The organism is Chitinophaga sp. 22308 (assembly GCF_052045305.1).
In the GTDB taxonomy this organism is placed as follows: Bacteria; Bacteroidota; Bacteroidia; order Chitinophagales; family Chitinophagaceae; genus Chitinophaga; species Chitinophaga varians_A.
Genome location: NZ_JBQEOP010000003.1, coordinates 514159 through 527903 on the forward strand (window position 1 = coordinate 514159; position 13745 = coordinate 527903).

The 13745-nt window shown below is 49.8% G+C and carries 7 protein-coding genes; all 7 read right to left on the reverse strand.

Going from position 1 to position 13745, the window contains the following annotated elements; translation table 11 throughout:
• Window positions 1-137 precede the first annotated feature (137 nt).
• Window positions 138-803, reverse strand: a complete 666-nt coding sequence (locus tag ACTJJS_RS13860) for an ABC transporter ATP-binding protein (RefSeq protein WP_168871084.1) — start codon at window positions 801-803, stop codon at window positions 138-140.
• A 74-nt stretch (window positions 804-877) separates the two neighbouring features.
• Window positions 878-3286: an ABC transporter permease gene (locus ACTJJS_RS13865; RefSeq protein WP_440664136.1), complete on the reverse strand. Its 2409-nt coding sequence runs from the start codon at window positions 3284-3286 to the stop codon at window positions 878-880.
• A 10-nt stretch (window positions 3287-3296) separates the two neighbouring features.
• A complete protein-coding gene (locus ACTJJS_RS13870) occupies window positions 3297-5687 on the reverse strand; it encodes an ABC transporter permease (protein ID WP_440664137.1) in 2391 nt (796 codons plus the stop codon).
• A gap of 20 nt (window positions 5688-5707) precedes the next feature.
• On the reverse strand, window positions 5708-8113 hold the full coding sequence (locus ACTJJS_RS13875) for an ABC transporter permease (protein ID WP_440664138.1): 2406 nt from the start codon (window positions 8111-8113) through the stop codon (window positions 5708-5710).
• Between the two features lie 96 nt (window positions 8114-8209).
• A complete protein-coding gene (locus tag ACTJJS_RS13880; protein WP_440664139.1) occupies window positions 8210-10600 on the reverse strand; it encodes an ABC transporter permease in 2391 nt (796 codons plus the stop codon).
• Between the two features lie 10 nt (window positions 10601-10610).
• Window positions 10611-13010 (reverse strand): ABC transporter permease, encoded by a 2400-nt coding sequence (locus ACTJJS_RS13885; protein ID WP_440664140.1) that lies wholly within the window; start codon window positions 13008-13010, stop codon window positions 10611-10613.
• A gap of 34 nt (window positions 13011-13044) precedes the next feature.
• Entirely contained in the window at window positions 13045-13734 is a 690-nt protein-coding gene (locus ACTJJS_RS13890) for an ABC transporter ATP-binding protein (RefSeq protein WP_168808079.1), read from the reverse strand.
• Window positions 13735-13745 lie beyond the last annotated feature (11 nt).

Consider the following 13745-nt stretch of genomic DNA (forward strand, 5'->3'; position numbering starts at 1 on the left):
ATAAATGTAAGGATAGTTTTCCTCGCTTCTTGATAGAAGGCAAAATTTTGTTAGGTATGGTGTCATACCTTACGCCATGCGTATACAACATAGTCTTTTTTTTGGAGATTAATACTGATTAAGAACACCATCTGTGATTATCCCTGTATATGTCCGTCCCGGATCTGAATGATCCGGTTTCCATAGGTTGCATTCAGGTCAGAGTGGGTTACCTGTATGATGGTTATTTTATCCTGTTCATTGAGTTGTTTAAAGAGTTCCATGATAACTTTAGCCTGATCGGAATGGAGGTTGCCGGTAGGTTCATCTGCCAGTATCACCCGGGGCTCCGCCACAATGGCACGGGCTATTCCCACCAGCTGTTGCTGCCCGCCGGAAAGCTGATTAGGGAAAAGGTCTTTCTTGGCAACCATATTAAAACGGTCCAGCACGTCGGCTACTTTGCTTTTCCTTTCGGAGCTGGAGAGGCTTTTATATAACAGCGGGGTCTCAATGTTTTCATAAACAGTCAGCTCATCGATCAGATGGTATGCCTGAAACACAAACCCGATGGCACCGCGGTGCAACTGCGTCCGCTTTTTTTCGTTCATTTTATCCACCCGTTCTCCCTGAAAGAGATATTGTCCGGCAGAAGGTTCTTCCAGCAGCCCCAGAATATGCAGCAGTGTTGACTTACCGGATCCGGAAGGTCCCATAATGGACACAAATTCACCCTCTTCAATAGTCAGGTCTATATCTTTCAGGATCTCGTTTTTACCAAATCCTACCGGGTAATGCTTGGATATTTTCTGCAGTTGTATCATGATAGTTTTTTTGAATTTTGGACTTGCTTACAATTTTCCGGTAAAGCAATATAAGTTCATTTCACCGGATCTTTTTATTCAGTTTTTAAAGTGTTGACCGGGTTACTGAGGGCTGCCCGCACTGTCTTCAGGCTCATCGCAGTCAAAGCCAAGATGGCCATGATCACTCCTCCTGCGGCAAACACCCACCAGGAAAGACCAGTGCGGTAGGCGAAAGTCTGCAACCACCGGTCCATGGCCCACCAGGACACGGGTATTGCCAGTAAGAACGCTACCAGTACCGGCTTCATAAAATCAGTGGTCAACATGCCGACCACCTGCCAGACCGTTGCTCCCAGCACTTTACGGATACCTATTTCTTTTGTACGCTGGTCTGTCATGAAAATAACCAGCCCCAATAATCCGACGATACTGATGAAAATAGCCAGGCCGGCACACCAGTTCAGCAGATTGCCCATCTGCTGCTCTTTCCGGTACAGGTTTTCCACGGTTTTATCCAGGAATTCATAACTGAATTCCTCCCTCGGGTATATTTCTTTCCATACTTTTTCCATGCCGGCGAAGGCATTTTTCCAAACCACCCCGCCTTCCCCCGCATTACGCAACCGCACATGCAGGGTCCGGTGGCTTCTCAATGCATCGCTGCCGATAGCCACTGCGGGGATCTCGCGGCGCATACTGCCCACGTTAAAGTTGCCCACCACTCCTACTACCGGATGCCCTTCTACCAGCTGACCGATGGCATCCTGCGGGCGTTTAAACCCAAAAGCCCTGACAGCGGTTTCATTCAGCAGCCATTCCCGTACTGAGTCGGAGGTAACAATGTTCCGGCCAGCCAGCAACCGAAGGTTGTATACCGGCAAATAAGCACTGTCGCCATAACGCACGTCCACCACCTTTTCTATTTCCTGCCGGCCATTATTGTATTTCATGGAGATAGTCATCCAGCCGCTCATTACAGGTGTTCGTCCTGAAAGGCTCACCCTGTCCACTTCAGGCAGGGTGGCAATCCTGCTCTCCAGCAGCCTGCGCCTGGACGGGTCAGGATCGAGCCTCGGCGTGGTAATGGTAAGGATGGCGTCTTTCCTGAATCCCAGATCTTTATTCAAGGAAAAGTGAATTTGTTTACTGACCACCAACGTGGCGATAACAAAAAACTGCGCTATGGTGAACTGCACCGCGGTCAGCGTCTGACGCACCCATACCTTTCCGCCCTTATGGCCTGTATTGGACTTTAACACGGCCACTGGCTGAAACCGCGCCAGCACATAAGCCGGATAAATACCGGCGGCCAGCGCCACCACTACCGCCAGCGTAAACAGGAACATCAACACCGGCGCAGTGTACAGCTGCGCTACAGGCAGGTCTTCCGGCAGAAAGGCATGAAAGCTGATGATCAGCAACGGCGCCATTAATAAGGAAAGCATCGCCGCCAACAACGTCAGGACCATCGTTTCCCCAAGGAACTGCCTGATCAGCTGCCGGGTAGTTCCCCCGATTGCTTTACGGATACCGGTTTCTTTTGCCCTGCGGGATGCCTGAGCTGTGGTCAGGTTCACAAAGTTGATGACCGCCAGTCCCAATAAAGCCACGGCCACCCAGGTCAGTATATTCAGCTGCTTCCTGTCCGCAGTACGGCGATAAGCCTGAAAGTCCGTGTTAAAATGCAGATCACTCAGTGGCTGCAGTGACAAAACCGTTTTAGAATCCTTTGTGTTGTGTGGCTCGACATAGCTTTTCAATACGGCTGCCGCGTCCTCCGGCCTGGCGAACGGCCTGAGCTTCACCAGCAGTTGTGTGGAAGAACTGGTGCTCGACCAGTCCTGGTCAAGATAAATCTGTTTAAAGCTGCTGTTACTCTCCAGGGTAGACATCGAGATCATCTCCCCAAACCAGAAGTCGGTGGTGTGGGACAGGTCTTTCACAACACCGGTTACAGTAACCCTGATACTATCATCGTAAAGCACCTGTTTTCCCAATACCTGGTCCACCGGCAGACCGGGAAAATACAAACGGGCACGTTCTCTGGTCAGTACCACCGAAAGCGGCTGAGATAATGCCGTGGCGGCATTCCCGCCCAACCACTCATACCCCAGCAAATCCATATAGTTCCTGTCAGCGAAAATGACATCTTCCTTATTAGGAAAGTCCTTTCCATCAACCGTAATACGATCAGTCGTATTGTTAATAAAAAAATGAACGGCCTTTTCTATCTGCGGTATGTTCGTTTCTGCCACAGCTATAACGGGAACGGTTACACCGCTGTTTTTTACGCTGTCGCCGGAGAAGCTGATCGTGGAAACGATCCTGTAAACATCGTTTCCACGGGGTACGGCCTTATTAAAACCCGACTCATAAAACACTACCAGGTATACCACCAGTGCTGCGCTGATACCGGTCACCAGTCCCAGGATATTCAGCAGGGAGAAGACTTTATTGCGCCATATATTTCTGACTGCTACAAGCAAATAGTTTCTAAACATAATTTTCTTTTTATTCCGATCTGAGACTCTTCACCGGGTTCATAGTCGCCGTTTTCACGGACTGCAGGCTGACCGTCAGCAGAGCTACTAAAATAACCAGTGCACCCGCCATCAGGAAAAGCCAGATGCTCAGCGAAGCATGGTAGGCAAAAGCATTCAGCCAGTTATGACCAACAAACCAGGCTACTGGTATGGCTATCACCAGCGCCATCAGCACCAGTTTGATAAAATCTTTTGATAACATGGCCACCACACTGGTCACCGAAGCGCCCAGCACTTTGCGGATGCCAATCTCCCGTGTCCGTTGTTGCGTAGTGAGTGCCGCCAGCCCCAGTAAACCCAGGCAGGACACCACCATTACCAATGTGGCAAAAGTGCCCAGTACAGCGCCTACCCGATATTCCGACTGGTACATCCGGTTAAAATCATCGTCCAGGAAATGATAATCAAACGGCACTGCGGGCAGTTTTTCTTTCCAGAGCGCCTCTATACTAGCAATCACCTGCCGTTTGTCACTTCCGCCTGTTTTAACGTATATCTCATGGAACCAGTCATACTCCGGGAATATGACAACAGGTTCTATCTTGCTTTTCATGGTAGCAAAGTGAAAATCCCTGATAACCCCCTTTACCGTTCCCACACGACCATTGAGCGCTATTCGCTTACCTACCGCCGCTTCCGGCGCCCAGCCCAGTTTTTTGACCGCTGTTTCATTCAGGAAGAAATGATAGGCCCTTTCTTCTGATTTTTCTTTCAGGACATCCGCTATATCAGCCTGGGTAAGGTCTTCCCCTGCCAACAGGGCGATCCCCATGGTTTTCAGAAAATCTTTTTCAATCGGCAAAGCATTGATGTTCAATTCATAATTCGGTTGTCTGCCTTCGATATTGTTAATGCTGTAGCCCCCTTGAATAAAGACGGGTGATTCCGCAGCGGCCGTTACGTTTGTAACACCGGAGAGCTGCAACAGCTGTCCTTTAAGAGATGCCAGTTGCTGCGCATCCCCTTTAAACCCGCTCAGCACCATCACTTCTGAGCGGTCGAGCCCCAGCTTTTTATGCTGGATATATTGCATTTGACGCTGTACAATGAGGGTACATATGATAAAGAAAACAGAAGCAGCAAACTGGAACACCACCAGTGACTGACGGATACCACGTCCTTTGGGAGTGGCCGCCTGCGAGCCTTTCAGCACCTGCACCGGCCTGAAACCGGAAAGGAACAGGGCCGGATAAATCCCTGTCACAAATGAAACCAGCACGAATACGCCGATGAGTATAAAATAAATCCGGTAACCTCCGGCGCCGCCCATCTGCAGCTGTGTGTCCGCCAGCTGATTAAAAGCCGGCAGCAGCAGCTTCGCCAGCAGCAGCCCCACGCCCATTGCAATACCGGTAAGCAGTGCCGACTCCATCATAAACTGCCAGAAGAGCTGTCCCCGATGCGCCCCCAAGGCCTTGCGTACGCCCACTTCCCGGCTTCTCTCGGTAGACCGCGCAGTGGCCAGGTTCATGAAGTTGACGCAGGCGATGATCAGCAACATGCCGCCTATCAGCGCGAATATATAATTGTAGCGTATGTCCCCTCTTTCTTCCATATCTGCCGCCACTGAATACAGATGGATATCTGAAACACGCTCCGGCACGAAATTCAGGACCGCTCCACCATTACGTTCCTCATCACTGAGTTGTTGTTTGCCGATAGCCGTAAGGCTGGCCTGCAGCGTACTCAATTGGGTCGGGTTTTGTACCTGCACATAGGTGTAGTAGTTGGCTGATCCCCAGTATTCGCGCAATTGCAGCGTACTGTAGCTGGCCACAAAATCAAACTTAAGATGTGTATTGGACGGTGCATCGACAGCCACACCGGTCACCTGGAAAGGACGGTCGCCATTGATCATCAGGGTTTTCCCTACCGGGTCGGTATCACCGAAATATTTTTTCGCCATGGAAGCAGAAATGACCACCATATTAGGCCCATTGAGCACCGTTGCGGCATTACCTGTTTTCAGCGGAAAGGAAAACAGCTGAAAAAATGGTGCATCTGCGTAGATGAAGCGGTTTTCGTTTGCGCTTTTGTCTGCATACCGGATACTCACATTCCGGTGATACACGCGCACCACCTTCTGAACTTCCGGCAAACCTTTGATGGTGGTTGCCAGGATATTCGGCGTCACGGCTGTTTGTACCAGCTTCTCCCCTTTTACGCCGTAATCCAGGCGGATACGGTATATCTCCGATACGTTTTTGTACCACTTGTCGTAAGTCCATTCGTTCTCAAGGTACAGGGACAACAATACAAAACAAGCGATGGCGGTAGCCAGCCCGAAAACGTTGATACCTGCGTATAACTTACGTTTCAGGAGATTTTTGACTGCTATTCTAAAATAGTTTTTCCACATCAGGTATTTGTTTATAATCGCTAATCAACTTTCAAACTGGCTGCCGGGTTAGCCAATGCAGCCCGTATGGTTTGCAGTCCGGTAGTAGCCAGGGCGACCACCACTGCCAGCAGGCAAACGCCTGCAAACATCCACCACCGGATCTCCACATGGAAAGCAAATCCATTCAGCCATCGCTGCATGAGGTACCACGACAGCGGCGTGGCGACCAGTACCGCTATCAGCACCAGTTTCAGGAAATCTCCCGACAACAGCACCACTATGCTGCCCACAGAAGCGCCCAGTACCTTGCGGATGCCTATTTCCCTGCGCCGTTGTGCCACTACCATTACGGCAATAGCAAAAAGCCCCATGCAGGAGATGGAAATGGCGAGTATGGCGCCACTCATAAATATCCTGGAGAAACGGCCCTCCTGGCGGTACAGCCGGTCAACATTCTCATCCAGAAAACTGGGTGTGTTCTTTGCCAACGGGTTAACTTCCTTCCAGATAGCGCTGATATGCGCCATCGTTGCGGCCGGATGGTCAGTATTCACCCTCACGAACAAATAATTCATCCGGGACTGCGCGTCCATTGTCAACATCAGCGGCTCTATTTTTTTGTGCAGGGACTCAAAATGATAATCCTTCATCACACCGATGACGTGATAAACCGGGCCACCAGTATTAATCGTTGCGCCCAGCGGGTCTTTTTCGTTCAGTTGTTTGGCCAGTTGCTCATTGATCACCACCCCGGAGGAATCTGTCCCATACTGGCGGGAAAAGTCCCGGCCGGCTACCATCTTCAACCCCAGCGTCTTCACATAATCATAGTCCACCACCATGCACTGCGTGCTGATATGGCCCCCTTTGTGGTCAAAACCACGTGTCCAGTTACCCGAAGATCCGTCCATTCCAATGCCCAGGTTCAGTATACTGCCGGAAACGCTTACTACCGAAGGCTCCGTGGCCAGCCGGTTACCGAAAGCGGTGCGGGATTGCAACGGGGCATTATCTGCCGGGATACTGATGACCTGCGTGGTATTGTAACCTAACGGTGTGGCATGTATGAAATTAATCTGCTGCCAGATAATGGCCGTACAGCTGATTAAGACCGCCGCTACCATGAACTGGAAAACTATCAGGCCGTTCCGCACGCCACTGCTGCGGTTTAAGTTCAGTTTACCTTTCAGCACCTGTATAATATTGACCCTGGCTATTTTCCAGGCAGGGTAACCACCCGCCAGCAGTGTTACAAGGAAGAAACCCAGCGCCGTACCCAGTACTATCCAGCCGTTGCGGAAAAGCTGAAAACTCAGCTGATGCCGGAAGGTGGCATTGTAGTAAGGCAGGAGCAGCACGGCCAGTAACAGGCTCACTATCAGAGATACCAAACAAAGAAGAAAGGCCTCACTCCAAAATTGCAGCATCAGCTGCCTGTCCATGGCACCCAGTGCCTTTCGCAGCCCGATCTCACTGCCACGGGTAAACGATCTGGCGATGGACAGGTTAATAAAATTCACACAGGCAATGCCTATGATCAGGCAGGCCAGCATCAGCATCATCCATGGATAAAAAGGACGCAACCCGCTGCCAAATGAACTATAGGGGGAAAGGTGTATATCTTTCAGCGCAATGGTATTTATGCGCAACAACTCTCCGTCTTTATCGGGTACGCCATCCATGCTTTTCAGGCTGTTGATAAGGTCCGCCAAATACTTATGTGTAATAGGGACCAGGCTTTTGCCAAAGGCCGCGGCACTGACAGAAGGTGCTACTTCTACCATTAACGGATAACTGGAAACATTCCAGTTGTCCCGGATATTGCTGTAATCTTCCACATTCTCAAAGCGGACCAGTGCTTCAAAGGTGATGCTGGAGTTGTCGGGTATATTGTCCGTCACTGCGGAAACAACGAAGGGTTTCCAACGATCGCCGATTTTGACTTCCAGCGCTTTTCCTACGGGGTTCTCTTCGTTGAACAGCGCTTTTGCTGAGTTTTGTGTCAGTACCAGCTGATCGAGGTTTCCCAGGGCTGTTTGTTTGTTGCCCTGCTGTAGGGGAAAAGAAAACATCTCCAGAAAAGGGGCATCTACCATTTCCACGTCCAGGTAAATATTTTTGTCCTTATACCGCACAGGCATATCCCCGCCACCGATGCGGGAAACGTGCTTTACCCCCGGCACTTCCTTTTGCAATACGCCGGCCATCGGTTCTGAGAAGCTCTTGTTGACCCGTATGCCTTTACCGGTATTGTCCTGCCGGTACAACTGGTACACGTGGTCCTTATTTTCCTGGAAATTGTCATAGGACCATTCATGGTAAGCAGTAAGGGATAGCAGCAGTGCCGCGCAGATGGCGATACTCATGCCAGCCATATTGACCGTAGCAAATACCTTCTGTTTCCATAAGTTTCTCCACGCAATCTTAAGGTAGCTTGTAAACATGGGACATCATCTGTTTTAAAAAATTATAAAATAAAACAGGGCGCGTAGAAACACACTCTGATTTGCTGTTCACTTGTTATTCTCTTTATAATAATTTTAGTCATTCCTTAATACATCCACCGGGTTAGACGACGCTGCGCGCCATGTCTGGGAGATGATCGCCAGCAGCGCTATACACAACAATACTGCAAAACTTCCTGCCAGTGTAAAGAACCCGATACTAACACGGTTGGCAAATATGCGCAGGAACAGCTGACTGCCCAGATATCCCAGCGGTAAAGCGATCAGGCCTGCCAGTAAAATCAACCGGAGATAATTGCGGGACAGCAACAGTACCAGTCCGGACACTCCGGCGCCCATCACCTTACGTACCCCAATCTCCCGGCGACGGGTAAACGTAGTATAAGACACCACGCCCAGCAGCCCCAGCGCAGCAATAACTGTAATCATCAATACCAGTATTGCCACTGCGGACACAGGTTCTTTTCCGCTCGTTTTCTCATGCAGCAAATCATTCATCCACTCAGCCGAAAACGTCTCTCCCGGGTGCATTTCCAGCCAGGCCGCTTTAATACCGGCCATCAGTGTTTCTTTATCTTTCGTATTTACCAGTATCTGCAGTTGTTTGAACTCGCCTGGCACAAACCTTATCGCCATTGGAAATATCGGTGCCTCTATAGGTTGATAATTAAAATCTTTTATTACACCGATAATGCTGACCATCGAGGAGTCAGAGAGCCATATCGTCTTGCCAATGGCGTCTGACGGTGATTTGAGGTTCAGGGACTTTACCATTTGTTCATTGACAATAATGTATTGCTCATGCTCCCTTGACATGGTGGCCGGAAAGTTAGATCCTGCCAGCAGCTTCAGCTGCATAATTTTCAGGAAGTCGGCATCGCCCGCATAGTAGCCAATTTGCATACGGTTGCCATTCGTTTCTGTCTTCACCTGCAAAAAACCACTATGACGCGGAACGCCCAGCACGCCGGAACTGGCAGTGATCGCCTCTACGCCTTTCACCTGCATCATGCGGTCTTTCATCAGTTGGAAGTCAGCATCTGCCAGGGGAACATCCAAAATATTATCCCTGGAGAATCCCATGTTAAAATCCTCTTTATAGGCAAACTGCCGGTATACGGTCACAAAAAAGATAATAGCCGTAAGCGATAACGTGAACTGTATCACGATAAGGGTCTTGCGCAAGCCCAGCCCGCCGAATAATTTGATGTCCACCATATTGCGCAGTACTTTGGCCGGCTGAAAGGAAGACAGGGCCCAGGCCGGGATAATACCCGCCAGGATGCCCGTCAGCAGGCTGAAGACCAGGAACCATCCAAACAGCGCAAAGTCGACCGGTTCGCCGGAAAGGAAACCGATACCGACAGAAGTGTAGTTTTCTGCGAGTATCAGTAGCAGTACCGCCAGTACCAGCGAGAGCATGCACATCACAACAGATTCGGTAATAAACTGCATAAACACCTGCCAGCGCAATGCCCCGTTTACCTTGCGAACACCCACTTCCCGTGCCCGTTGCAGGGAACGTACTATAGAAAGGTTGGTATAATTAAAACAAGCGCATATCAACAGCCCCAGCGCAACGGCTATTTCCGCCAGCACCTTGCCCCATGGCGGAGCATTGCCAATATCGTTATATAATTCATTTGAAGGCGAAATGCTGCCAAGAGACTGCTGTTCCAGCCTGATACTGCCGATGCCTTTGGCCGCGGGCTGGTAAAACCGTTGGGAGATAAACGTCAAAGCCGTAGCCAATGAAGATTTGCTGACATCGGGTTTGAGCTTCACATAAGTATACCCGTCCTGCACCTGGTTCCAGTCCGTCAGCCGGCCCGGCAATATGCCCTGCTGTTCCAGTGCCGGTACAGATGACAACGAAGCATAAGCGTCATAATCGATATGGCTCAGACCTGGAGAAGGCGCCATAATACCGGTAACAATATAATCCCCCAGCCGCTCAAAATGCACCACCTTGCCCATGGCAGGCGTGTTTCCGAATATCCTGCCGGCCGTTGCTTCACTCAATACAATGCTGTTGGGCGCAGATAAAGCCGTAGCCGGATCTCCGATCTTCAGCCTGAAACCGAACACATGAAAGAAAGAGGGCTCTGTAAAAGTGCCCTGCACCGGCAATTTCTTTTTCCCCTCCAACACAGTGCCGGATAATACACTATACAAACGCACTACCTCTTCCGCAATAGCATAGTCCTGCCGCAATACCGTTGCCAGGGGCAACGGTGAACTGGCCATGTGATAATGTTTCCCTTCCTGCGTGGTGGCCTGGGAAGTAATGCGCCAGGTGCGGGAAGCAGCAGGATGGAACTTATCGTAGCTGAAATTCTTTTTGGTGGACTTCAACACCATCAAACATACCGTCATGCTTAATGCAAGACCGGCAATATTGATAAAGGCAAACAACCTTTGCCGGCGCAGGTTCCTGAATGCTATTTGTATATAACGGAGAAACATATACGTTAAATTATTCAGTCCTCAATGATTTTACCGGATTCATGAGCGCAGCCTTTACAGACTGAATACTCACGGTAAACAGGGCGATCAGGATAACAATAAGAGCGGTAAGGGCAAACATCCACCAGTACAGGTGTATCCTGAAAGCAAAATGATGCAGCCATTGCTCCATACAGAACCAGGCTACCGGCACGCCAATAACAATACCCGCCAGCACCTGTTTCAGGAAATCCTGCGATAGCAGCGCAGAGACATGTACCACCGACGCCCCCAGTACTTTACGGATGCCTATTTCTTTGGTGCGTTGCCGGGCTATCAGCATAGACAGCCCCAGCAAACCGATACAGGCAATAAACACAGCCAGGCTGGCGAAAATGCCGAAGATCTGTCCCATGGCTCGCTCACTGGTGTATTGCGACTGCAGGTCCTGTTGTACAAAAGAATAGTTGAGAGGGTTATCAGGAACCAGCTTATTCCATACCTTCTCAACACTTGCCAGCTGGGCAAGATGGTTCCCCCGCGCAAGCCTGACAGTCAGCACTTGTGCATCCTGCGGCCTTATCTGATATATCACGGGGTCAATCTGGTAATGAAGGGAACGGAAGTTAAAATCTTCTGTGACGCCGATGATCCTTCCTTGTTTAACCAAATGGCCCGGCCGCCACTCAATACGTTTGCCGATAGGGTCTGTCAACCCCAATCTCCTGACAGCGGCCCGGTTGACAATAAAAGCGTCAGTAGAATCTGTGGCCATCGCAGGATCAAAATCCCTGCCGGCGATCAGCCTGATGCCGGTGGTCTTCAGCAGGTCATGATCTCCGTTGATTACACTGGCTACAAAAGCTTCTTTGTCTGAGCCGCCCGCCATGCCTATAGGGCAATCCACCTGAATACCTGTGCCTATCAGGAAGTTGCTCAGTGATGCCTGCTGCACACCGGGCAACTCCTTCAATGCCTCTTTCAGCAGTTGCGCCCTGGACACCGTATCAAGACCATCGACGTATATATTGACCAAGTGTTCTTTATCAAAACCAAGATTTTTTTGTTGCCAGAAACGTAGCTGTGTATACACTACGGTGGTGGCAATGATCAATATCACAGCTATCGCAAATTGCGATACTACGAGCGCCCGGCGGACGAACGACCTGGTGGCCGCCGCCATAAACCGCCCCTTTAATACCCTGACGGGCATCAATCCCGACAGGTATAAGGCAGGATAACTGCCTGCCAGCAAGCCTACTATAGCTGCCAGCCCCAGCAACCCACCGTAAATAAAACTGTTTGTGGAAGTAAATAACCGCAGGGATTTTCCGGTAATACCGTTGAATAACGGCAGGAAAATCAATACCAGTATCAACGCGGCTACGAGCGACAAAAAGCTGATCAGGACTGACTCTGCCAAAAACTGGAACGCAAGATGTTGCCTTTCTGCTCCCAGCACTTTGCGCAATCCCACTTCCTTTGCCCTTTCATGGCCCCGCGCGGTAGTCAGGTTCATGAAATTGATACAGGCTATTAATACAATAAATACAGCGATAGCGACGTAGAGACGGATTGCCATCATATTGTCGGTTCCCCCCTTGTCACCTTCCGGACGTAAATGAACGTGCTGTAGAGGCTGTAGCTCCAGGGAAAAATGAACGTCGTACTTTTCGATAATACGGCCGATGTGTAGTTTAACAAAGTCTTTCAGCAACGGCTCCATTTTTTTAGGGTCGGTGCCGTCGGCCAGTTGTACATAGGTTACGTTACTACTGAACATGAACCATAGCTTTTCCCATGTTTTATGCCGGCTCATAAGGGTGGAAAAAGACTGAATGATATCCATCCGGAGATCTGTATTGGCCGGCATATCCTGTGCTACGCCGGTAACAGTACAGGTATAGTTATTGTCTACTTTAAGCGTTTTGCCGATAGGCGATTGCTGACCAAAATATCTTTTAGCAGCACTGGCGGTGAGTACTACTGTATAGGGGTCTTTCAGCGCAGTGGCAGGATCACCCTCCAGCAGCGGAAAATCAAACATCTGAAAAAAAGAGGCATCGGCATAACCGGAATGTTCTTCCAGTATCTTCTTGTCTCCCTGGGTAAACAACGTAGTGTTGGAAGTGAATATCCTGACAGCATCCCTGATGCCGCTGATCTCCTTTTTAAGCGCCGGGCCAACGGGAAACTGGATTGACGCCCCGTAGTCCATGGTGCCATTGGCCGTATTAGTTTCTATCTTGGTAAGGCGGTAAATGTTATCCGCTTTGTGATGGAACCGGTCAAAGCTCAGCTCGTCCCGTACATACAGCACGATGATGATACAACAGGCCATTCCCACTGCCAACCCACAAATGTTGATGGCAGTGAGAAATTTATGCCGTTGTAAATGACGAATGGCGATCTTGAAATAGTTCCGGAACATAATGCGGTAATTTTAGAATGGCGGAAGAAAAAAATCACACGTGAAACTGTTCCTTTATATTCTCAGTCACTACCCGTCCGTCAAATAAATTGATGATACGGTGTGCGAACCCGGCATCGTAAGGTGAGTGAGTCACCATGATCAGCGTAGTACCGGCATTATTGAGTTCCTGCAACAGCTTCATCACTTCTTCGCCGTTGGAGGAATCGAGGTTACCGGTGGGCTCATCCGCGAGGATCAGATTGGGTTTGGCCACTACGGCGCGGGCGATGGCCACACGCTGTTGCTGGCCACCAGACAGCTGTTGCGGGAAGTGGTTACGGCGATGCATAATATTCATCCGCTCCAGCACCTCTTCTACTTTCTGTTTTCTTTCTGCCGGCGCCACTTTCAGGTATAACAATGGCAACTCTACATTTTCATAAACCGTCAGTTCATCAATCAGGTTGAAGCTTTGGAACACGAATCCTATAGAGCCTTTGCGCAGCTGTGCACGTTGGCGCTCGCTCATTCTCGCCACTTCTTTTCCCCAGAAATGATACTCACCGTCACTGGGATTGTCCAGTAACCCAAGTATGTTCAACAAGGTTGATTTACCACAACCAGACGGCCCCATGATGGCCACAAACTCTCCGTCCTGCACTTCCATGTTGATCCCATTGAGTGCGGTTGTTTCCACTTCTTCTGTTGTGAACAGCTTTTGTAAGTTAACGGTACGTATCATATCGTTTGATT

Bases quoted from the DNA above. Each gene is read 5' to 3' on its own strand.
- ACTJJS_RS13860 (WP_168871084.1), bottom strand. From the start codon at position 803: ATGATACAACTGCAGAAAATATCCAAGCATTACCCGGTAGGATTTGGT.
- ACTJJS_RS13865 (WP_440664136.1), bottom strand. From the start codon at position 3,286: ATGTTTAGAAACTATTTGCTTGTAGCAGTCAGAAATATATGGCGCAAT.
- ACTJJS_RS13870 (WP_440664137.1), bottom strand. From the start codon at position 5,687: ATGTGGAAAAACTATTTTAGAATAGCAGTCAAAAATCTCCTGAAACGT.
- ACTJJS_RS13875 (WP_440664138.1), bottom strand. From the start codon at position 8,113: ATGTTTACAAGCTACCTTAAGATTGCGTGGAGAAACTTATGGAAACAG.
- ACTJJS_RS13880 (WP_440664139.1), bottom strand. From the start codon at position 10,600: ATGTTTCTCCGTTATATACAAATAGCATTCAGGAACCTGCGCCGGCAA.
- ACTJJS_RS13885 (WP_440664140.1), bottom strand. From the start codon at position 13,010: ATGTTCCGGAACTATTTCAAGATCGCCATTCGTCATTTACAACGGCAT.
- ACTJJS_RS13890 (WP_168808079.1), bottom strand. From the start codon at position 13,734: ATGATACGTACCGTTAACTTACAAAAGCTGTTCACAACAGAAGAAGTG.